This is a genomic window from Gilliamella sp. Pra-s52 (assembly GCF_009795805.1).
In the GTDB taxonomy this organism is placed as follows: domain Bacteria; phylum Pseudomonadota; class Gammaproteobacteria; order Enterobacterales; family Orbaceae; genus Gilliamella.
In genome coordinates this window covers 40076-59972 of sequence record NZ_WTEY01000009.1, presented here as the reverse complement: position 1 = coordinate 59972, position 19897 = coordinate 40076, and the positions used below count along the sequence as shown (strand labels likewise).

The window sequence follows — 19897 nt, the reverse complement described above, 5'->3', positions numbered from 1 at the left end:
AAAATTGCTAAAGTTATTTTTCTTGCACTAATCCAATTTGATAAAGCTGATTCTTTTTCAGTCCATGGATTTCAGCAGTAATAGCAGCAGCTTTTTTAAGAGGTAACTCTTTTTGTAATAATTTAAGAGTATTAATGGCTTTTTGATCAATGTCATTATCTGTTTTTACATGACCTTCAACAATCAAAACAAATTCGCCTTTTTGCCGATTAGTATCTTCGTTTAGCCACGCAATTAGTTCGCTTATGGTAAAACTGACGATAGTTTCCCATGTTTTGGTGAGTTCTTTAGCCAAAACAATATGCTTATTTGCACCCAAAACGGCTTGCATATCTTGTAACGTATCTAACAAACGATGAGTTGATTCATAAAAAATCATAGTCCGTGGCTCATCAATTAATCTAGTTAAACTATCTTGCCGTGCTTTGCTCTTAGCGGGTAAAAATCCTTCATAACTAAATTTATCAGAAGGCAATCCCGCGACCGACAATGCAGCAATAGCAGCACAAGCCCCCGGAATGGGAACGACTTGAATATTATTGTCACGACAAGCTTTAACCAAGTGATAACCAGGATCGTTAATTAATGGTGTACCGGCATCTGAAATTAAAGCAATAGACAAGCCCGATTTTAATTTTTCAATCAAAAGGTGAGACTTTTCTTGCTCATTATGATCATGCAAAGCAAACAGCTTTGCTTTAATGCCAAGATGTTGTAAAAGTAGACCGCTATGGCGAGTATCTTCTGCCGCAATAAGATCAACGCTTTTAAGTGTATTGATCGCTCTAAGCGTAATATCATCTAAGTTTCCGATTGGTGTTGCAACAATATATAAAGTCATTATTTTAAATCACATTAAATTTTTATAGAAATACGGTAAAGATACTGTACGAAAGCCTATTTTATTGTATACACTCATTACTTTCAAAATAAATTGGACCAGCTAGATTAAATAGCAAATCGTGGGTTAGCAAACTAACTCATTAATAATAACATTATTTGCATTTTATTTTTAATTAATAGCCAATTAATAATGGATTAATACAGATAAATAGATAACGGTATGACACCAAATTAGTATTATAATCATGGTTATTGAACACAAAAATAGAGTAATAACCTTAATAAACCAAGATGATAAACAAAAATAGCACTCATAATCGGCAAATTCTTGATGAATTTGTTGCTTTAATCAATAAGTAATCCATATAATAACTTATTTGATAATAGCTTTTTGCTACAAAAACGCTAAAATGCTCTAATAAAAACGCTATTGAATACAAAATAGCTAAAAATAAAATTTACGAATGAAAGGTGTTGCTTTGAAAAAAATACTGACATTAAGTTGCTTAAGTTTGTTAATTGCCGCTTGTACACAAACCGAGCAGGCTGAAATTGAAGATATTTCTGGTGCAGGAGGGGCATCAACATCCTCAGTCTATACCAAACCACCTACGAATATTTCAACAGGTGGTAGTAGAACTTCTGCTACGCCTAGTACTTATAATCCACCTTCATCAAGACAGACAACGGCGGCAAACACAAATACAACTCACACTACTATTAGCAGTAATGGCACCGTAGTTAGTAATGAACGGATTGTTTACAACCGTAATTACGACGACATTCCCAAAGGGGGCTACAAAGGTGATACTTACACAGTTAAACGAGGGGATACATTATTTTACATTGCATGGGTAACAGGTAATGATTATCGCTCGTTAGCGGCTAAAAACAACATCAAAGAACCTTTTGCCGTAAATGTTGGGCAAGTGTTAGACGTGAGTGGTGGGACAGTTGTGGTAACGGAAAAAACTACAACAAGCGATACAACGGCAAGTAAAACAACTACCACTTCGGTAACGACAACGAATCCAAATCAACAACCAACAACGATCGAAACAACTGAAACTGTTACTGAACCATTAGATTCAGCTAACAGCGCACCAAGCGCAAGTTCATCAATGTCGAGAATTGCATGGCAATGGCCTGCTAAGGGTAAAATTATTGAAAAATTCTCTAATGTAAGCAAAGGTATTGATATATCAGGTTCACTTGGCAGTAAAGTCATGGCAGCAGCTAATGGACGAGTTGTTTATTCGGGCAATGCATTACCGGGATATGGAAATTTAATTATTATCAAACATAACGATGACTACTTAACCGCTTATGCGCACAACCAATCTATATTAGTTAAAGAACAACAAACCGTGCGTGCGGGTGAACAAATTGCCACAATGGGGGCAACGGGATCATCGTCAGTTAGATTACACTTTGAAATTCGATACAAAGCGCAATCAGTCGACCCATTAAAATATTTACCAAAATAATAAACATTTTGCGTTAATTAATAACCGCAAAATCAAAGGCTGTGCAGGCAAGGACTAAGCATAGCCATAAAACAGAATATACTAAAAATTTAATCTACGTAACTAAGGAGTTATACTCATGGCAGTAAAAAAACTAGTGCTTATTCGACATGGCGAAAGTGTTTGGAACCAAGAAAACCGTTTTTGCGGTTGGACTGATGTTGATTTATCTGACAAAGGCAACCAAGAAGCCGCTGAAGCAGGTAAATTACTTAAACAAGAAGGTTTTGAATTTGATTATGCCTACACATCAGTATTAAAACGCGCAATTCACACATTATGGCACGTTTTAGACGAAGTCGACCAAGCATGGTTACCGGTTGAAAAAAGCTGGAAATTAAACGAACGTCACTATGGTGCATTACAAGGCTTAAACAAAGCTGAAACAGCGGCAAAATATGGTGATGACCAAGTAAAATTATGGCGTCGCGGCTTTGCAATTACGCCTCCAGCGCTTGAAAAATCAGATGAACGCTTCCCTGGTCACGATTCACGTTACAGCAAATTACCTGAATCAGAACTACCATTAACTGAAAGCTTAGCATTAACGATCAAACGAGTATTACCTTACTGGGAATCAACCATCGCACCACGTGTAGCTAAAGGTGAACGTGTTATTATTGCCGCGCATGGTAACTCACTTCGTGCGTTAGTAAAACACCTAGACAACATTAGCGATGACGACATCATCGAACTTAACATCCCAACAGGTGTACCATTAGTGTATGAATTTGACGACAATATGAAAGTCATCAAACACTATTACCTAGGCAACGCAGATGAAATTGCAGCAAAACAAGCAGCAGTTGCAAACCAAGGTAAAGCAAAATAATTATTCCTTAAACAAACAAAAAGGTAGGTTGTTTAACTTACCTTTTTTATTATCTGCATAATAGCTGTTATTCACTGATTTTTATGTTTTATTTATTTTAATTTTGAGAGCGTTATTTTGTCTAAGATCTATTACATATATGGCGTAATGAATGCCGGTAAATCCACCGAACTACTACAAATTGACCACAACTACCTAAGTAACAACATGCAAACGTTACTGCTTAAATCGTCAGTTGATACGCGTGATTCGGCGGTTGAAATTGTCTCGCGCTTGGGGCTACGCAAAAAGGCGCTACAGCTTGACGACACAACGGTTGATGGCATCATTGAGCACATCAAACAAAGTAACTACGCTTGTATACTTATTGACGAAAGTCAATTCTTATCTCGTAACACTATCTGGAAACTATCCGATGTTTGTGATGAAAAAGGCGTGCCTATTATGTTTTTTGGTATCAAAACCGACTATATGGGGCATCTATTTGAAGGATCCAAAACACTGCTCGAAATTGCCGACAATTTTAGAGAGCTAAAAACCGTCTGTTGGTGTGGCAAAAAAGCTACCATGATCTTACTAGAAGGACAAGACGGAAAAATTGTAAAATTTGGTAACTCTATCCATCTAGGTGACAGTGAATACCACTCAGTATGTCGAAAACACTGGAAAGCAGGGCAAATAAGGCCTAAGAACTGACCTTCGAATATTTCACACTGATTCGAAGAAATGATATATTTTTATAATGTCCAATTAGTTGATGTTGAAAAAGTGTGAATAACTTCTCATTTTTATGATTTTCCTTTTGTTCATTCTTGTTATTTTATGCCATATTTACTGAAACGATTCAGTACTATTTTATTAACTATGAGAGATGAGGGAAATTATGAAAATCAAAACTATTTCATTAGCTGTAGTACTTAGTTTGATTAGTTATAACACCAATGCTAAAGAATTTGTATTAACAGATAACGAAAAGAATATTGCTAAAGGTAACTGGTCAATTTCCAATCAAAGCTTAGGGGTAAATGGTAATAAATTTACTATTCAAAATACCGTGCTAAAAGGTGGAAAACAAGATGGTACAGAACTTCTTACTATTTCTAGCGGTAATTTTACTATTAAATTAATTCCTACTAGAGGTTTAGGTATTTTATCTGTTGTTGGTGATGGTGTACGTATGGGTTGGGACTCGCCAGTAGATGAAGTCGTCAATCCTAAATATATTAATTTAGAAAGTCGTGGAGGAATAGGTTGGTTAGATGGTTTTAACGAAATGATGGTTCGTTGTGGTTTTGAATGGACAGGTCATGCGGCACGAGCTGATGGAATGATGTACACGCTTCATGGTCGAGCTCAAAATACTCCTGTATCTAAATTAATCGTTGATATTAGTGATAAATTACCGCATACCATTACTGTCAAAGGTCTAATCAAAGAAAATACTTTTAAAAAAAGTAATCTAGAAACTTGGGTATCTCTTAGTTATGTACCAGGAAGTAAAGAATTTACTGTTCATGATGTAGTCACTAATAAAGGTGATTATACTCGTGATTATCAAATCATCTATCATAGCAACTTTGGTACACCAATTCTTGAAGAAGGAGCTAAATTTGTAGCACCTGTTAAAGAAATTTCACCATTTAACGATTATGCAAAAGGTGGACTTAATACATGGCAAACTTATTTAGGCCCAACTAAAGGCTTTGATGAAATGGTATTTAATGTGTATCCTTTTGCCGATACCAATGGACAAACACAGGTAATGGTAACTAATAAAGCTGGTGATAAAGCAGCAGGTATTGCTTTTAACATCAATCAGCTTCCTGTTCTTTCATTGTGGAAAAATACCGATACTTTAAAACAAGGCTATGTCACCGGTTTAGAGCCAGGTACTAGTTTTGCTTATCCAATAACTATCGAACGTGAGCAAAAACGCGTGCGTCAGTTAGAGCCAGGACAAAGCACAGAGTTTACGCTAACTTATAGCTTATTATCTAATAAAGATGCTGTTACAAAATACTCAGAAAAGATTAAAGCTATTCAAAGAGATCAAGAAACCAAAGTTATTAATGAACCAATGGCTAAAGAATAAATCATTAAAAATGGCTACTAATCTCATAGTGGTAGCCATAAAAACAATCTAATAAACGAACTAGTTTTCCCCCTCCCTAATTGACGTATTGATAGTGTAATAACTTAGCTAGTAACCAGATACTACTTGATTCACTATTAATATATAGGTATAGTCATTCATTTCATAACTAGCTTTCGTATCACTTATTTTTTAAAGTATCATTTGATTTATTAACTAATTAAGATAGCGATTAACGATATTTATTACAATTCTATATTAATAATGAGACCAACATGACACAACAACGGATAGTGATTGGTATTAGTGGCGCAACAGGGTTTGTTTATGGAATAAAGGCCCTGACGCTTTTAAAGCCACTCAATATCCAAACTCATTTAGTGATCTCAAAAGCGGCGCACATCACACGTATTCACGAAGTACCAGACATAAGTTTAGCTCAAATAGAATCAATGGCAGACAAAGTATACTCTGTTAACAACATTGGTGCCGCCATTGCAAGTGGCTCATTTAAAACCATAGGTATGCTGATCGCTCCTTGCTCAATGCGCACGCTCGCCGCCATAGCGCAAGGGCTATCTGATAATTTACTTACCCGTGCTGCCGATGTTGTATTAAAAGAGCGTCGTCGTTTAGTGCTAATGGTGCGCGAATCGCCATTAAATCTAGCACACCTAAAAAATATGGAAGCAGTCACCCTTATGGGCGGTGTTATTTGCCCACCCGTGCCTGCGCTATATCAGCATATTAATAGTATTGATGACATCATTACCCACAGCGTAGCTCGAGCCCTTGACTTATTTGGTCTTGATATTCCAACACTACCACGCTGGGGCGAAGACCTGCACCTAAATCACAAACCCGAATGACTAACACAAATTTAACCTATGCAAGTCGATCCTAAAATTATTAAGTTTATCAAAAAGCATCATGTGCTAACACTCAGCGTTATTTTGCCCGACAACACACCATGGGCATGTAATACTTTTTATGTATTTGATGAACAGCCAATGCATTTATATTTCCTTTCTGAACTAAAAACCCAACACGCTAAAGCTATGCTAATACAACCCCAAGTGGCAGGAACCATTAGCGTTACCCCCAAAACTATTGCACAAATCCAAGGCATCCAATTTCAAGCTAAAGCAACTCAATTACAAAATGAACAAGCCAAGCAAGCCTATGGACAATATTATCGAGCGTTTCCTTTTGCAAGGGTTATCAAAGCACCAATTTGGGAATTAGAACTACAAAGCATAAAAATGACCAACAACTTATTAGGATTTGCTAATAAAACGCATTGGGTAAAACAACAAGACATATAAAACAAAAAAACTATTGTCTGCCTTCAAAAGTTTTTTAGGCATTTTTTTGAATACAGAACCCTACAAACCCTTTTTTTTACTTTAATTTAAAATTAAATAAAATCAATCTATTAAAAAATAGTTTAAAAAAAGGGTTTTCAAAGCCAAAATTGTTGTTTATCTTTGTATAGCAAGATTTATCGAATCTTAAGTTCTACTTTAACGCCGTGTAGGTGGTTTAGAAAGCTTTTCATATAAACTCTGTTTTGTTCCGCCACTTTAACGCCGTGTAGGTGGTTTAGAAAGCTTGGTACATCGATTGACGTTAAGGCTGCTTCTTTAACGCCGTGTAGGTGGTTTAGAAATACACTCCTGCAACTAAGGCGTGGAGTGACAACTTTAACGCCGTGTAGGTGGTTTAGAAATCGGTCAATTTGACCGAGCAGGTTTTTTTTGACTTTAACGCCGTGTAGGTGGTTTAGAAATAGGCAAGCTAAGTTTAACCGACAAATAACACCTTTAACGCCGTGTGGTGGTAATAAAAAATAAAATAAATCAGTTAATTATAAAAAATAATCTCAAAAAATAATTGGCTATTTTGAACCCCCAAAGTCCAAACATCCCAAGCCACCGCACCTAATCCATTCTATTCACTGCCAAAAAAGGTATTATTTTTTACAAAAAAAAGGTCAGGAAAGGTATTGATTTTATTTAAGTTTTTGTTGGTGATTTTTAACACTAAAATCCCCCCAATAATCTGCTCTAAAAACCTCCACTAAGCGGCTATGATTCAAGATAGCATTAGTCACAACCCTAATTCTACGTTAAAATAACTAGCGTTATTACGCTAAATTACCAAGGAAATCGCATGACAACTGAAATGACAACACTCGACAAAATCAAAAAACAAATTGCCGATAACCCAATTATTTTATATATGAAAGGTTCGCCAAAATTGCCAAGTTGTGGCTTTTCGGCTCAGGCAGTGCAGGTTTTGTCGCAATGTGGTGAAGCGTTTGCTTATGTTGATATTTTGCAAAACCCTGATATTCGTGCCGAATTACCCAAATTTGCTGATTGGCCTACATTCCCACAATTGTGGGTTGAAGGCGAGCTTGTGGGAGGCTGTGATATTATGTTAGAAATGTTCCAAACTGGCGAACTGCAAACGCTCATTAAGCAAACGGCTGAAAAGCACAAGTCTTAATGTCCAATCAATCAAGCGCGCCAGTTGAGCGCGCTTTTTTGTTTGTTATTGTAATTTATTTTATTGTTCTTCAATTTGTTGAGTATTATCTGACTTTGTCTCTAAATCCTCATCAATTTCTATAGCAACCAAAGGCCATCCACCAAGCGATTTTAGTCGATTAACAATTTTACAAAAGAGTATGGCGGTTTTTTGGGTGTCGTATAGCGCACTGTGAGCTTGTTTGTGATCAAAGGTGATTTGCGCCATTTGGCAAGCTTTGGCAAGCACTGTTTGTCCAAACATTAAGCCACTGAGTGATGCGGTGTCAAAGGTAGCAAATGGGTGGAATGGGTTGCGTTTTATTTCTGAACGTTCTGCTGCTGCCATTAAAAAACTGTGATCAAAGTGCGCATTATGCGCCACAATAACTGCGCGCGTGCAACCGCTGTCTTTTATGCCTGTTCTGATCATTTTAAATATTTCATCTAGGGCTTGTCTTTCGTCCACTGCGGCTCGTAATGGGTTGCTGGGGTCGATGCCGTTAAAGGCAAGTGCAGCAGGCTCTAAAATGGCGCCGTCAAATGGGTTGACATTAAATTGTAGCGATTGATCTGGTTCTAGCCAGCCGTCTGGTGTCATTTTTAAGGTGATGGCGGCGATTTCTAATATGGCATTGAGTTTGGGATCGAACCCCGAGGTTTCGATATCAATGACAACGGGATAAAACCCCCGAAAGCGTTCACATAATTTGGCGTTTGGCACAATAATTTATCTTAATTCGTCAAAAAAGGGCTATTATGCCAGTTTTTAAACGGTTCGCCTAGCACTGGAGCTAATCGTTTGTTGTTAATTTTTTATGATAAATATTACGCAAATTACATTAAGGCAAACGAGTAGATGCGTTTGTTATTTAAAGTGATTATAATCATTCCTTATAAAATCATTTTAAAACCGAGCAAGCAATGCACCATTTTGAATTAGAAAAGATTATTAATGATGAACTACAAATTACTCGCTATCGGGACTATGCACCAAATGGGCTGCAAGTACAAGGGCGAAGACAAGTTAATAAAGTTGTAACAGGCGTTACAGCTTGTCAGTTATTGTTAGATAAAGCAGTTGAATTACAGGCCGATGCGGTGTTGGTGCATCATGGTTATTTTTGGAAAAACGAAGTGCAAACTATTACTGGTATTAAGTATCAGCGTATTAAGACGTTGTTAACAAATGATATTAATTTGTATGGCTATCACTTGCCGTTAGATGGTCACCCTTCGTTGGGTAATAATGTGGCGTTAGCTAATTTGCTCGGGATTACGGTTGATAAGCGTGATGATATCACTGATCTACTTTTTACAGGTGTGCTAAATAGCCCATTGACGACATTGCAATTTAAACATCAACTTGAACAAGTGTTACATCATAACCAGCGACAAGTGTTATTTTGTGGTGATAATGCACCGCAAATGATTAAGCGTATTGCTTGGTGCAGTGGTGGTGGGCAAGACTATATTGAGCAAGCAGCACAAATGGAAGTGGATGCTTTTTTTACTGGCGAAGTGTCAGAACGCACTATTCACATTGCGCGTGAATATGGTGTTAACTTTTATGCCGCTGGGCATCATGCCACCGAGCGTTATGGCATTGAAAATCTAGGAAAATGGTTAGCAAGCCGTTATGGTGTTGATGTTATTTTTGTTGATATTGATAATCCAGCATAACAAAAGTTGAATTTAATTAAGAAATATCGCATACTTATCCGCAGATTTTTTATTCTTCACGTTGTGTTATAAACCAATAAATATGAGAGGTCATTTTATGTTTACAGGAAGTCTGGTCGCACTAGTTACCCCTATGGATACGAAAGGAAACGTAGACCACGTAAGCTTAAAAAAATTGGTCGAATATCATATTGCTAATGGAACATCAGGCATTGTTTCGGTCGGTACGACAGGCGAATCGGCAACGCTTGATCATCATGAGCATGTCGATGTGATTAAACGAACTATCGATTATGCCGATGGTCGCATTGCCATTATTGCAGGCACAGGTTCAAACGCAACGAAAGAGGCCATTGAGTTGACTCGTCGGGTTGAAGATATCGGTGTTGTTGGTTGTTTAACCGTTGCGCCTTATTATAACAAACCAACACAAGAAGGTATGTATCAACACTTTAAAGCCATTGCTGAAAGCACAGCGTTGCCACAAATTTTATATAATGTGCCAGGGCGTACGAGTAGTGATATTAAACCTGAAACCGTTGGGCGTTTAGCTAAAATTAAAAATATTGTTGCATTGAAAGACGCAACCGGTGACCTTTCAAGAGTTTATCCAACGCGTAAATTAGTTGGTCCTGATTTTAAATTATTAAGTGGCGATGATTCGACATTTTTAGACTTTATGATTTTAGGTGGTGACGGGGTGATTTCGGTCACTGCTAACGTGGCTGCCAAAGCTGTTGCAACAGTATGTGAACTTGCGGCTAATAACCAAATTCAAGAAGCCCGTACTTTAAACGATACTTTAATGGCGTTACATCGCCATTTATTTATTGAACCCAACCCTACGCCAGCCAAATGGGCTTGTGCAAGATTAGGTTTAATGCAAAGCGCAACAATTCGATTGCCTTTGGTAGCGTTAACGCAATCATCAATTCCTGTGGTTGAGCAAGCATTAAAAGAGGCAAATCTACTGTAGTTTTGTATAACCTTTAATTAAAAAGCAGATATTTATGTTAAATAATTCATTAAATAAAATATTAAGCAGAACTTTATTTAAAAACAATGGGGTTAAAAAAGTAGCAATTTTAACTATTGTAGCATCTTTATTTCTTGCTGGTTGTGGTAATGATCAGAATTTTAAGCGTGAAGTCGATGGTAATGAGGATTATCTTCAGTCGCCTTCTTTAAAATCACTAATTATTCCTGAAGGCTTTTTAGTACCTATTGAAAACGGTGATTTTTATATTGATAAAACCGAGTATAAAGGTGCTTTAGGTAAAAAGCTTGATATTAGACCGCCAAGTTTACCAATCTTGACTATACCCGATGCGTTTGCGATTTACAACCGTGGTACGGTTACCTTTAATTCACCATTAAGTAGTCAAGTGTGGGAACGTATTCCTAATAGCTTAAGCAAAAGAAATATTTCTATTGCTAGCCAAGACAGTAATTCTATTCAAACTGGTAAAAGTTTTATAGTTCGTGCGGATGAAGAGCAAGCGGTTGAAGCTTCTTATTCAATTAAGCGTCAATTGCTAGGGGATACTGAAACTATCACCATTTTGCTCACTTCTTTAACTCGTGGTGCTGATGATTTAACTTCACAACCGATTGAAGTACAACGTTATGTTGTCGGTTTATTTAATGACATTATGGACGATGTAGCACCTGATTCTATGCGTGTTGTGCCACCAAAATCACAAGATAAAAGTGATGAAGAAAAGGACAAGTCTGAAAGTAAAAAACCAGCAACTGCAGTGAGTGGTGCAGATTAAAAATAGATTTGGAATTTAAGGAGCGAATAGCTCCTTAATTATTTATTGGTAATTGATATAAGGTTATAAACATGAAAAAGTTGGCTGAGCTTTATCGTGGTAAAGCTAAAACGGTATACACGACTGAAAACCCCGATTTATTAATCCTTGAGTTTCGCAATGATACATCGGCATTTGATGGTTTACGCATTGAGCAGTTAGATCGTAAGGGCATGGTTAATAATAAATTTAACTATTTTATTATGACCAAATTGCGTGAAGCGGGCATTCCAACTCAAGTTGAATCCTTATTATCAGACAATGAAGTACTTGTTAAAAAACTACAAATGGTACCAGTTGAATGCGTGGTACGCAATCGTGCTGCGGGATCTTTAGTTAAGCGTTTAGGCGTTGAAGAAGGCGAAATTTTAAATCCTCCTACCTTTGAATTATTTCTAAAAAACGATGCATTGCACGATCCTATGGTTAACGAGTCGCACTGTAAAGCTTTTGGTTGGGCTAGTGATGATCAATTAGCTAAAATGAAAGAACTTAGCTTTAAAATTAACACTATTTTGACTGAACTATTTGAGAAAGCAGGGCTAATATTGGTTGACTATAAACTCGAGTTTGGTTTGTTTAAAGGCGAAATTACGTTAGGTGATGAGTTTTCACCCGATGGTTGCCGTTTGTGGGAAAGCGCTACACTGAAAAAAATGGACAAAGACCGATTCCGTCAAGGTTTAGGTGGTGTAATTGAAGCTTATGAAGAAGTGGCAAAACGGATTGGTGTGCCTTTGTAATGCTTGCGCAGTTTGATGTTTCTTTTTTTGTTCTATTGGGTTTAGCGGGACTATGTTATTTAACGAATAATAACACAGTGACATTTGCAGTACTTTTGTTGTTACTCTTTAAACTAACACCGCTAGCCACTTATTTTCCGTTTTTAAATCAATATGGCTTAACCATTGGGATTGTTATTTTAACGGCTGCTATGATGGTGCCATTGGCTGATGGTTCGTTAAAAATTGCTGATATTGCTAAATCGTTTACCACTTGGCAATCGCTATTGGCTATTTTGGTTGGTATTTGTGTATCTTGGCTAGGCACGCGTGGCATATCACTTATTGGTGCACATCCAACTATTGTTAATGGCTTAATTATTGGTACGCTAATTGGCGTTGCCTTTTTCAAAGGCGTTCCTGTAGGACCACTTATTGCTGCAGGGATATTGTCGTTATTAATTGGAAAAAGTTAATCTATGCATAATCCCAACAACACTCGAAAACTATGGGTGTTACAGGGCGAAACCTCACAATTATTTGAACAACTTATTCCAATCTTTGAGCAAAATGCTGGCGATTGGGTTATTGTTACGCATCAGCCCGATTGTTTACCTTGCTCATTGATTGCTAACGCACTCCAACCTAATCAAACAAGACAATTATTGGGGCAGCAGTATCAGCATGCGGTTTTTGATGCTACGGTCGGATTTAATCTTGATGCTTTTGCCATGTTAGTCGGTACGCTAGTAAAAGGCAGTGTGTTAGCTTTGTTATTGCCTAATAACCTAACTACTTGGCACGATCATGACAGCCTGCGCTGGAATGAATGTCAAACAGCGATCACCGTTCCTAATTTTGTCACACATTTAACCCAAACATTAGCAGAGTTTGGCATATATATTAATCAAGCCACTTTGCCCAAAATAGCAACATTACCGGTGATTTTTGGGCAAGTGAATGATGACAGTTGCGACTTAACTCAGCAGCAAAGCACGTTAAAACAGATATTAGATAGCAATAAACCGATTAATGTATTAGTTGCCAAGCGTGGGCGTGGTAAATCAGCATTAGCGGGGTTATTTAGCCATTATCAACGTTGTATTGTAACCGCTCCCAATAAATCAGCTTTGACAACCTTTTTTGCTTTTGCCAAACCCAATATTCCATTTTTTGCACCTGATGAATTAATTGCACAGTCGCATAATCGATTTGCTGACTATCTGATTATTGACGAAGCCGCCATGATCCCACTTTCCATGCTTGAACAACTGTTACAATTGGCTATTGCCCATAATAGTCGAGTATTATTAACTACAACCGTTGAAGGGTATGAAGGTACAGGACAAGGTTTTTTGTTGAAATTATTGGCAAATAAAGCATGTCAATATTTTCACCTACATACTCCCATTCGTTGGCAAGCGGGTGATGAGCTGGAACAATTTAGCGATCGGTTGTTACTCAATGGTTTATTGACGCCAAATAACCCTAGGAAGGCGAGTTCTTTACCCGTCAAATATGCCAAGATTGAACGCAATGATATTCATGCGTTAAGGTCGATCTTTTATTTACTAAAAATAGCGCATTATCAGACTACACTTATTGATTTACGGCGTCTGTTTGACGCACAAAATTTATCAGTTTGGCAGGCAACTGTTGGTAATAAAAAAGTGGCTGCGGCAGTGACTGTGACTGAAGGGAATTTACCTGATAATTTAATTGAACAAGTATGGCAGGGAACACGTCGTCCTAAAGGTAATTTAGTGGCACAGTCACTGGTTGCTCATGCTGGCGAACGATTAGCCGCCAAGTTGCGTTCGGTTAGAATCAACCGTATTGCGGTTATTAGCACTTATCGACGGCAACATATTGCTAAGCAACTTGTGCAGACTATTGTTGATGATGCTAAAGTGCATGATTGTGATTTTGTGTCGGTTAGTTTTGCTTATAGTCCGTCTAATTATCAATTTTGGGCAGCTTGCGGATTTGTCTTGGTTCATGTCAGTAGCCATAAACAAGCCAGCAGTGCTAGTTATTCGGTTATGGTGTTAAAGCCACTCACAGAATCTGGTCAGTATTTAACGCTAAAATTACAACGTAAGTTACAGTGTAACATATTTTGGCTTAACGATATCATCAATTTACCTTTTAATCAAATGATTAACAACGACAGTGAGTTGTTATTATCACTAAACTTAGATACGAATGATTTTGATGAGCTAACGGGATTTGCTTATTATCACCGCCCATTTGAAGCCACTTACGCTGCATTGTGTCGATTAAATCGCCATATTCAAACATCCTTACAATCACAGCCCACGCAGGCAAACGATTTACCTGTGTTGTCAGCACTATTAAACAGCAAAAATAATCAGACTTTGATTATTGATTTATACCAACTTGCGGGTAAACAAGCATTAATGCAAACCCTTAAAAACGAGGTCAGAACATGGCTAGCAAAGCAAGGCAATAATGTAATCTTTGCCAAAATAGACAGTAAAAATAATTAATTGTCATTGCAGGTTATTAAGAGGTATGTTTACAATAGTTGTCATGTTTTAATTCAATTCGTTTTAATTTAAAAGGAATCGGATGTGATGCACAATCAATTAGAAAACCGAACACAGCACCGCCATTCGCAAAACCAACCTAATAACCACACCCCAAACCGTCAACCTACAACAGGTATTGAGTATTTTTTTAAAGGGTGGTCTTTGGCATTTAGCCCAGGAATCAAGCGATTTGTTTTTTTACCATTAATTGCCAATATTGTGATTATGTCGGCACTATTTTATTGGTTTTTTACCACCATTACGGGTATGGTCGATTGGGGATTGTCGTATGTGCCAAGTTGGTTGCAGTGGTTGGGTTATATTATCGTTTTTATTGTGATTTTAACGCTAGTGATTTTATTTTGTTATTTTTTTAGTACGGTAGCAAATATCATTGCTGCGCCGTTCAATGGCTTATTGGCCGAACAAGTCGAAGCACAATTAACAGGAATGCCAGCAGTAGATACATCGTGGATAAGTATCATTAAAGATCTTCCTCGGATTTTTGGTCGCGAATTTCAAAAATTGTTTAACTATTTATTATGGGCGATTCCAATACTGTTAACCTATTTTATTCCTGTTATTGGGCAATCGGTGACGCCTGTGGTTTGGTTTTTATTTACCGCTTGGCAAATTAACATTCAATATGCTGATTACGCCTTTGATAATCATAAAATCACTTTTCACCGTATGCGTGAGTTGCTTAATCAACATAAAGCCGATAATTTAACTTTTGGTATTCTAGTTGGCTTTTTTACTATGGTACCCGTGCTTAATTTAATTATTATGCCTATTGCAGTGTGTGGTGCTACGGCAATGTGGGTTGATCGCTACCGTCATCAAGCATTATTTAATAGCGGCAAATAGGCTTGTTATTTTTACTGCGTTACTTTTTTTTAGGCGACGTTGACGTGGGATTTGTTGTTGGCCAATCATCGTCGTCGTCATCTTTATAAGGGATAGATTTTATCCCTTTCTTTTTTTCAAGATACGCTTTATAACTTAGCCGATTTAATGCCTTAATCGTATTAATAAAAATTCCAATTAAAATGATCAAAATTATCCACCAATAATCTTTAAGCCATTCCATAGTATTTCCTCTTAGATTAAAATCGAAATCACCAAGTTATAATCGCTACATGAACCAATTATACTAGCAACAATTTTTCCAAAATTCGGTAATAAATTGCAGTTAAGGTAATAATATCTTGGCAGTTGGCGTTTTCGTTGACTTTGTGAATAGTTTTATTAAGTACGCCTAGTTCGATTACTTGGCATCCCATTTTGGCAATAAAGCGACCATCAGATGTACCACCACTAGTAGATAATTCAGTGTCAATATCTGTCAACTCTTTGATAGCACTAGCTGCAGCGTTGGTTAAATCGCCTTGTGGTGTTAAAAAAGGATGACCTGATAATCGCCAAGTTAAGGTATAATTTACATTGTGCTTTTGTAAAATCTGCTCAACACGCGCTTTAATCATGGCATCTGTCAATTCGCTACTATACCGAAAATTAAATTGCACACGAAGCTCGCCCGGTACAACGTTTTCAGCACCTGTACCACCATTAATATTCGCTATTTGCATTGTGGTTTTAGGGAAGTACTCATTACCTTCATCCCAAACAGTGGTAACTAATTCGTTTAATGCTGGTGCAAAACGGTGGACAGGATTATCGGCAAGGTGAGGGTAGGCAACATGACCTTGAACGCCATGCACAATTAGATTAGCTGTGACTGAACCACGACGACCGTTTTTAATTTGATCGCCAAGTACGGCATTGCTCGATGGCTCACCGACAATACAATAATCAACACGTTCTTGGCGTTCCATAAGTAAATCAACCACTTTGACGGTGCCGTCAGTTGCATCAGCTTCTTCATCTGAAGTGATCAAAAAAGCTACACGTCCAGAGTGATTTGGATTGCGTTTAACAAAATCTTCCGCCGCACAAACCATGGCTGCAACACCGCTTTTCATATCTGATGCGCCACGCCCATAAAGCACACCGTGCTGGTCAATAGTCGGTGTAAATGGTGGATAAAGCCATTTACTTTCATCGCCAGCAGGTACAACGTCGGTATGACCGGCAAACATTAAGGTTTTGCTAGTAGCATCACCATGATAGGCCCATAAGTTTTTTGTTTGCCCTATATTGACTTCTTCAATGATGAAGCCAAGCGGTTTTAGTCGGTCAATAATCAGTTTTTGGCAGTTTTTATCGTCAGGGCTTATTGATTTTTCTGCAATGAGTGCTTTGGTTAATGCAATAACAGGTTCAGTCATAATGGTCTCGATTTTATTTAGATTGCGATGTAAATTGTGAATAAAGCTGATCTGAAAATCCCAATAAAGCCCGCTTTCCATCAATCAGTAAAGGGCGTTTTAATATAGATGGATTGGCTAGCATAATTTTTTTAGCCGCTTGTTCGTTATTTATCTGGGCTCGGACAGTTTCCTCTAACTTGCGCCAAGTTGTCCCGCGTGTATTAAGCAAATTTTGCCAGTCCACCAATTGTAAAAATGTGTCTAAAAGCGCTTCTGATAGTCCATCAGTTTTATAATTATGGAATTGATAATTGATATGATGTTCATCAAGCCAAGTAAAGGCTTTTTTCATTGTGTTGCAGTTTTTAATGCCATAGACAGTATACATAAAGGTGATCTCAATTTGAAAGTTTAACAAATTATAACAGCTATCAGTATAAGGCAGCAAATTGAAGGGGTGTTTTATATTTAGATCTTTTGATTGAATTTTTTAGCTACACACATTTGTAAACATGTGGCAATTATCGCATTTTCAACACTGTTTTAGATAATTAAAAAATAAAAGTAAAAAATGGCACAAAAAACCGTCAGGAAAGGTATTGATTTTATTTAAGTTTTTTGTGGTTAAAAATCGTCTTTTTAGTTATTAAGCAAATATTATTTGGGAGGATTTGTTGTTAAGTAATTCTAATTTTGGGGACAGCAATAATAACTTTTTTTTATTATAAAAATATAGCATAACGCGCTATATTATGCCTTTGGTTAAAAATGGGGGGAAGATAAATTATGAAGAATTGGTTAAAAGCATTAGCTATTTTGGGGGGGGTAAGCTTATCCATAGCAAGTTATGCCACATTACCTGAGTCGATCAAAGTTGGTTCAGATACGTCTTATGCACCTTTCGATTTTATTGACGCTAGTGGCAATATTACAGGTTTTAATATTGAAATTACAAAAGCTTTATGTGAAAAGGCTAACATAAAATGCACCTTTCAATCGACCGATTTTGATGCGCTGATTCCTTCGTTACTATCAAGAAAAATTGATATCATTTCCTCATCGCTTATGATGACTGAAAAGCGTAAAAAGCAGATTGCATTCTCGGACGAGATTTTTATGACTTATTCGCGTTTGATTGTTAAAGAAGGATCTAATTTAATACCTAATGCCGAATCGTTAAAAGGTAAACGTGTTGGGGTTGAGCAAGGAACATCGCAGGAACATTTTGCTAACGAAATGTGGCGCCCTAATGGGGTGATAATTGTGCCTTATCAAAATCAATTACAAGTATTTTCTGATTTAGTGGCTGGTCGTTTAGATGCCGCACTACAAGATGAAGTAACAGGTAGTTATGCCTTTCTCAAACAACCACAAGGTAAAGGTTTTACTTTTGCGGGTGATGCATTGACTGATGCAAATTATTTTGATGTTGGGGTAGGCATTGGTTTTCGTAAAAATGACAACGAGCTACGTGAAGCATTTAATCAAGCGTTAAAAGCTATTTTAGCCGATGGTACTTATCAAAAAATAAATGATAAATATTTCGACTTTAATGTATATGGTAATAAAAAATAAACCATGCAGGGCTATATTTCGTTAATTTTTCAAGGCGCATGGCTAACCATTGTTTTAGCACTGGCTTCTTTGTTGTTCGCCATAATTCTTGGTATTGTTTGTGCATTAGGAAAGTTGGCTGATTCCAAAATATGTAATGTACTTTGTCAGGCTTATACGTCGCTAATTCGTGGCGTGCCTGATTTAGTGTTGATGATGTTGATCTTCTTTGGTTTGCAGTTTTTAATCAATAATATAACAGATTATTTTAATATGCCTTTTATTGAAATCGATCCACTAATAGCCGGCATTATTACGTTAGGTTTTATTTATGGGGCTTATTTTACCGAAACCTTTCGGGGAGCCTATATTGCAGTATCTAAAAATACATTGGCAGCAGCAACAGCTCTAGGACTTAGCAAAGTCCAAGTGTTTCGGTATGTAATGTTTCCTTTAATGATGCGTTTTGCGTTGCCAGGTATTGCGAATAATTGGCTAGTAGTATTAAAAGCGACGGCGTTGGTATCGTTGCTGGGGTTATCAGACTTAGTCAAAGCAACTAAAAATGCAGGCGAAGCTTTGTATCAACCCTTGTTATTTGCTTTGATCGCTGGCGCATTTTATCTGTTTTTTACCTCAATATCGAATATCGTTTTATGGTGGCTGGAGCGGCGTTATTCCATTGGTACCATTAAAAGTAAGTTATAAAAACTCATGTTAGAAATTATTCAACAATATTGGCAAGCATTATTATGGACTGATGGCTATAACATCACCGGCCTTGCCATGACGCTGTGGATTTTGATTTTATCCGTTTTAATTGGTGGCACTTTGTCGCTAGGGTTAGCAGTAGGACGAAATTCGCCAAATAAACTAATTAAATTACCTATTTGGTTGTTTACCTATATTTTTCGTGGTACACCGTTATATGTGCAGTTATTGATTATTTACACAGGTATTTATACTTTAAGTGTGGTTAAAAATAATGCTTGGTTGGGCGATTTTTTTCAAAGTGGCTTAAATTGCACTGTGCTTGCCTTTACCTTAAATACTTGTGCCTACACGACCGAGGTTTTTGCTGGTGCTATTAGACATGTTTCACATGGTGAAATTCAAGCCGCAACTGCACTTGGCTTTAACCGTTTTCAACTTTATCGCTATATTATTTTGCCAAGAGCGTTTCGTATTGCATTGCCTGCTTATAGTAACGAGGTGATATTTATGTTGCATTCGACGGCGCTAGCTTTTACGGTTACAGTACAAGATGTGATGAAGATTGCACGAGATATCTATGCCGAAACCTATCAACCTTTTTATGCTTTTGGTATTGCCGCAGTAATTTATCTTTGTGTAAGCTTTATGCTAATTTGGGGGTTTAAAAAGTTAGAACAGTCTTGTTTGGCTTTTCAACGGACTAATGCGCAAAATAATTAATAAATTAAGTTATGTGCTGATTTTTTATTTGTTTACAATTCTAT

General features: G+C 37.1%; 22 protein-coding genes and 1 CRISPR repeat array. Of the genes, 17 read left to right on the top strand and 5 right to left on the bottom strand.

Annotated elements, in window-relative coordinates; all coding sequences use genetic code 11:
* Window positions 1-13: 13 nt before the first annotated feature.
* Window positions 14-841: a 16S rRNA (cytidine(1402)-2'-O)-methyltransferase gene (rsmI, locus tag GQ594_RS07820; protein ID WP_160401242.1), complete on the bottom strand. Its 828-nt coding sequence runs from the start codon at window positions 839-841 to the stop codon at window positions 14-16.
* Between the two features lie 466 nt (window positions 842-1307).
* Here rsmI and GQ594_RS07815 point away from each other — a divergent pair, with 466 nt between their 5' ends.
* From GQ594_RS07815 to GQ594_RS07785, 7 genes are all read left to right on the top strand, one after another.
* On the top strand, window positions 1308-2330 hold the full coding sequence (locus GQ594_RS07815) for a peptidoglycan DD-metalloendopeptidase family protein (RefSeq protein WP_160412040.1): 1023 nt from the start codon (window positions 1308-1310) through the stop codon (window positions 2328-2330).
* 118 nt (window positions 2331-2448) lie between these two features.
* The gene (gpmA, locus tag GQ594_RS07810; protein WP_091123425.1) at window positions 2449-3201 is read left to right on the top strand and encodes a 2,3-diphosphoglycerate-dependent phosphoglycerate mutase; all 753 of its coding nucleotides are present in this window, start codon (window positions 2449-2451) and stop codon (window positions 3199-3201) included.
* 117 nt (window positions 3202-3318) lie between these two features.
* Window positions 3319-3897, top strand: a complete 579-nt coding sequence (locus GQ594_RS07805) for a thymidine kinase (protein WP_160412039.1) — start codon at window positions 3319-3321, stop codon at window positions 3895-3897.
* A gap of 187 nt (window positions 3898-4084) precedes the next feature.
* On the top strand, window positions 4085-5293 hold the full coding sequence (locus tag GQ594_RS07800; protein WP_160412038.1) for an aldose 1-epimerase family protein: 1209 nt from the start codon (window positions 4085-4087) through the stop codon (window positions 5291-5293).
* Between the two features lie 275 nt (window positions 5294-5568).
* Complete coding sequence (locus GQ594_RS07795; protein WP_160412037.1) at window positions 5569-6162, top strand: UbiX family flavin prenyltransferase; 594 nt, start codon at window positions 5569-5571, stop codon at window positions 6160-6162.
* A gap of 63 nt (window positions 6163-6225) precedes the next feature.
* On the top strand, window positions 6226-6618 hold the full coding sequence (locus GQ594_RS07790; protein ID WP_160412036.1) for a hypothetical protein: 393 nt from the start codon (window positions 6226-6228) through the stop codon (window positions 6616-6618).
* 196 nt (window positions 6619-6814) lie between these two features.
* A CRISPR array of direct repeats spans window positions 6815-7082; the repeat unit is 28 nt; unit sequence CTTTAACGCCGTGTAGGTGGTTTAGAAA.
* A 395-nt stretch (window positions 7083-7477) separates the two neighbouring features.
* Entirely contained in the window at window positions 7478-7804 is a 327-nt protein-coding gene (locus GQ594_RS07785) for a Grx4 family monothiol glutaredoxin (RefSeq protein ID WP_160412065.1), read from the top strand.
* Between the two features lie 60 nt (window positions 7805-7864).
* On the opposite strand, the gene rnt is transcribed toward GQ594_RS07785, so the two are convergent.
* Window positions 7865-8548, bottom strand: a complete 684-nt coding sequence (gene rnt, locus GQ594_RS07780; RefSeq protein ID WP_337189484.1) for a ribonuclease T — start codon at window positions 8546-8548, stop codon at window positions 7865-7867.
* A gap of 200 nt (window positions 8549-8748) precedes the next feature.
* On the opposite strand from rnt, the gene GQ594_RS07775 reads away from it, so the two are divergent.
* The 7 genes from GQ594_RS07775 (at window position 8749) to cysZ (ending at window position 15462) form a co-directional block, all read left to right on the top strand.
* On the top strand, window positions 8749-9507 hold the full coding sequence (locus GQ594_RS07775) for a Nif3-like dinuclear metal center hexameric protein (RefSeq protein ID WP_160412035.1): 759 nt from the start codon (window positions 8749-8751) through the stop codon (window positions 9505-9507).
* 97 nt (window positions 9508-9604) lie between these two features.
* Complete coding sequence (gene dapA / locus GQ594_RS07770) at window positions 9605-10483, top strand: 4-hydroxy-tetrahydrodipicolinate synthase (RefSeq protein WP_160412034.1); 879 nt, start codon at window positions 9605-9607, stop codon at window positions 10481-10483.
* A 34-nt stretch (window positions 10484-10517) separates the two neighbouring features.
* Window positions 10518-11282: an outer membrane protein assembly factor BamC gene (bamC, locus tag GQ594_RS07765; protein ID WP_160412033.1), complete on the top strand. Its 765-nt coding sequence runs from the start codon at window positions 10518-10520 to the stop codon at window positions 11280-11282.
* A gap of 71 nt (window positions 11283-11353) precedes the next feature.
* Window positions 11354-12064, top strand: a complete 711-nt coding sequence (gene purC / locus GQ594_RS07760) for a phosphoribosylaminoimidazolesuccinocarboxamide synthase (RefSeq protein WP_160401411.1) — start codon at window positions 11354-11356, stop codon at window positions 12062-12064.
* Window positions 12064-12519, top strand: coding sequence for a DUF441 domain-containing protein (locus GQ594_RS07755; RefSeq protein WP_160401412.1), 456 nt, complete (start codon window positions 12064-12066; stop codon window positions 12517-12519). The genes purC and GQ594_RS07755 overlap by 1 nt, the downstream gene beginning before the upstream one ends.
* Window positions 12520-12522: 3 nt before the next feature.
* Entirely contained in the window at window positions 12523-14553 is a 2031-nt protein-coding gene (locus GQ594_RS07750; protein ID WP_160412032.1) for a tRNA(Met) cytidine acetyltransferase TmcA, read from the top strand.
* 87 nt (window positions 14554-14640) lie between these two features.
* A complete protein-coding gene (gene cysZ / locus GQ594_RS07745) occupies window positions 14641-15462 on the top strand; it encodes a sulfate transporter CysZ (RefSeq protein ID WP_160412031.1) in 822 nt (273 codons plus the stop codon).
* A 19-nt stretch (window positions 15463-15481) separates the two neighbouring features.
* Here cysZ and GQ594_RS07740 read toward each other — a convergent pair whose 3' ends face one another.
* Genes GQ594_RS07740 through GQ594_RS07730 form a run of 3 tightly spaced genes read right to left on the bottom strand, consistent with a single transcriptional unit; the run spans window position 15482 to window position 17253 of the window.
* Window positions 15482-15685 carry a YpfN family protein gene (locus tag GQ594_RS07740; RefSeq protein WP_160412030.1) on the bottom strand — a complete coding sequence of 68 codons (204 nt, stop codon included), beginning with the start codon at window positions 15683-15685 and terminating at the stop codon, window positions 15482-15484.
* A gap of 58 nt (window positions 15686-15743) precedes the next feature.
* Entirely contained in the window at window positions 15744-16883 is a 1140-nt protein-coding gene (gene dapE, locus GQ594_RS07735; RefSeq protein ID WP_160401416.1) for a succinyl-diaminopimelate desuccinylase, read from the bottom strand.
* A gap of 13 nt (window positions 16884-16896) precedes the next feature.
* Window positions 16897-17253 carry an ArsC family reductase gene (locus tag GQ594_RS07730; RefSeq protein WP_160412029.1) on the bottom strand — a complete coding sequence of 119 codons (357 nt, stop codon included), beginning with the start codon at window positions 17251-17253 and terminating at the stop codon, window positions 16897-16899.
* A 398-nt stretch (window positions 17254-17651) separates the two neighbouring features.
* Between GQ594_RS07730 and GQ594_RS07725 the strand changes: the two genes are divergently transcribed.
* The 3 genes from GQ594_RS07725 to hisM are packed head-to-tail and all read left to right on the top strand — an operon-like array spanning window position 17652 to window position 19853.
* Window positions 17652-18440, top strand: a complete 789-nt coding sequence (locus GQ594_RS07725) for a lysine/arginine/ornithine ABC transporter substrate-binding protein (protein ID WP_160412028.1) — start codon at window positions 17652-17654, stop codon at window positions 18438-18440.
* A 3-nt stretch (window positions 18441-18443) separates the two neighbouring features.
* Complete coding sequence (locus GQ594_RS07720; protein WP_160401419.1) at window positions 18444-19127, top strand: ABC transporter permease; 684 nt, start codon at window positions 18444-18446, stop codon at window positions 19125-19127.
* A gap of 6 nt (window positions 19128-19133) precedes the next feature.
* A complete protein-coding gene (hisM, locus tag GQ594_RS07715; protein ID WP_160401420.1) occupies window positions 19134-19853 on the top strand; it encodes a histidine ABC transporter permease HisM in 720 nt (239 codons plus the stop codon).
* Window positions 19854-19897 lie beyond the last annotated feature (44 nt).

Bases quoted from the DNA above. Each gene is read 5' to 3' on its own strand.
- rsmI (WP_160401242.1), bottom strand. From the start codon at position 841: ATGACTTTATATATTGTTGCAACACCAATCGGAAACTTAGATGATATT.
- GQ594_RS07815 (WP_160412040.1), top strand. From the start codon at position 1,308: ATGAAAGGTGTTGCTTTGAAAAAAATACTGACATTAAGTTGCTTAAGT.
- gpmA (WP_091123425.1), top strand. From the start codon at position 2,449: ATGGCAGTAAAAAAACTAGTGCTTATTCGACATGGCGAAAGTGTTTGG.
- GQ594_RS07800 (WP_160412038.1), top strand. From the start codon at position 4,085: ATGAAAATCAAAACTATTTCATTAGCTGTAGTACTTAGTTTGATTAGT.
- GQ594_RS07795 (WP_160412037.1), top strand. From the start codon at position 5,569: ATGACACAACAACGGATAGTGATTGGTATTAGTGGCGCAACAGGGTTT.
- GQ594_RS07785 (WP_160412065.1), top strand. From the start codon at position 7,478: ATGACAACACTCGACAAAATCAAAAAACAAATTGCCGATAACCCAATT.
- GQ594_RS07775 (WP_160412035.1), top strand. From the start codon at position 8,749: ATGCACCATTTTGAATTAGAAAAGATTATTAATGATGAACTACAAATT.
- dapA (WP_160412034.1), top strand. From the start codon at position 9,605: ATGTTTACAGGAAGTCTGGTCGCACTAGTTACCCCTATGGATACGAAA.
- bamC (WP_160412033.1), top strand. From the start codon at position 10,518: ATGTTAAATAATTCATTAAATAAAATATTAAGCAGAACTTTATTTAAA.
- purC (WP_160401411.1), top strand. From the start codon at position 11,354: ATGAAAAAGTTGGCTGAGCTTTATCGTGGTAAAGCTAAAACGGTATAC.
- GQ594_RS07755 (WP_160401412.1), top strand. From the start codon at position 12,064: ATGCTTGCGCAGTTTGATGTTTCTTTTTTTGTTCTATTGGGTTTAGCG.
- GQ594_RS07750 (WP_160412032.1), top strand. From the start codon at position 12,523: ATGCATAATCCCAACAACACTCGAAAACTATGGGTGTTACAGGGCGAA.
- cysZ (WP_160412031.1), top strand. From the start codon at position 14,641: ATGCACAATCAATTAGAAAACCGAACACAGCACCGCCATTCGCAAAAC.
- GQ594_RS07740 (WP_160412030.1), bottom strand. From the start codon at position 15,685: ATGGAATGGCTTAAAGATTATTGGTGGATAATTTTGATCATTTTAATT.
- dapE (WP_160401416.1), bottom strand. From the start codon at position 16,883: ATGACTGAACCTGTTATTGCATTAACCAAAGCACTCATTGCAGAAAAA.
- GQ594_RS07730 (WP_160412029.1), bottom strand. From the start codon at position 17,253: ATGTATACTGTCTATGGCATTAAAAACTGCAACACAATGAAAAAAGCC.
- GQ594_RS07725 (WP_160412028.1), top strand. From the start codon at position 17,652: ATGAAGAATTGGTTAAAAGCATTAGCTATTTTGGGGGGGGTAAGCTTA.
- GQ594_RS07720 (WP_160401419.1), top strand. From the start codon at position 18,444: ATGCAGGGCTATATTTCGTTAATTTTTCAAGGCGCATGGCTAACCATT.
- hisM (WP_160401420.1), top strand. From the start codon at position 19,134: ATGTTAGAAATTATTCAACAATATTGGCAAGCATTATTATGGACTGAT.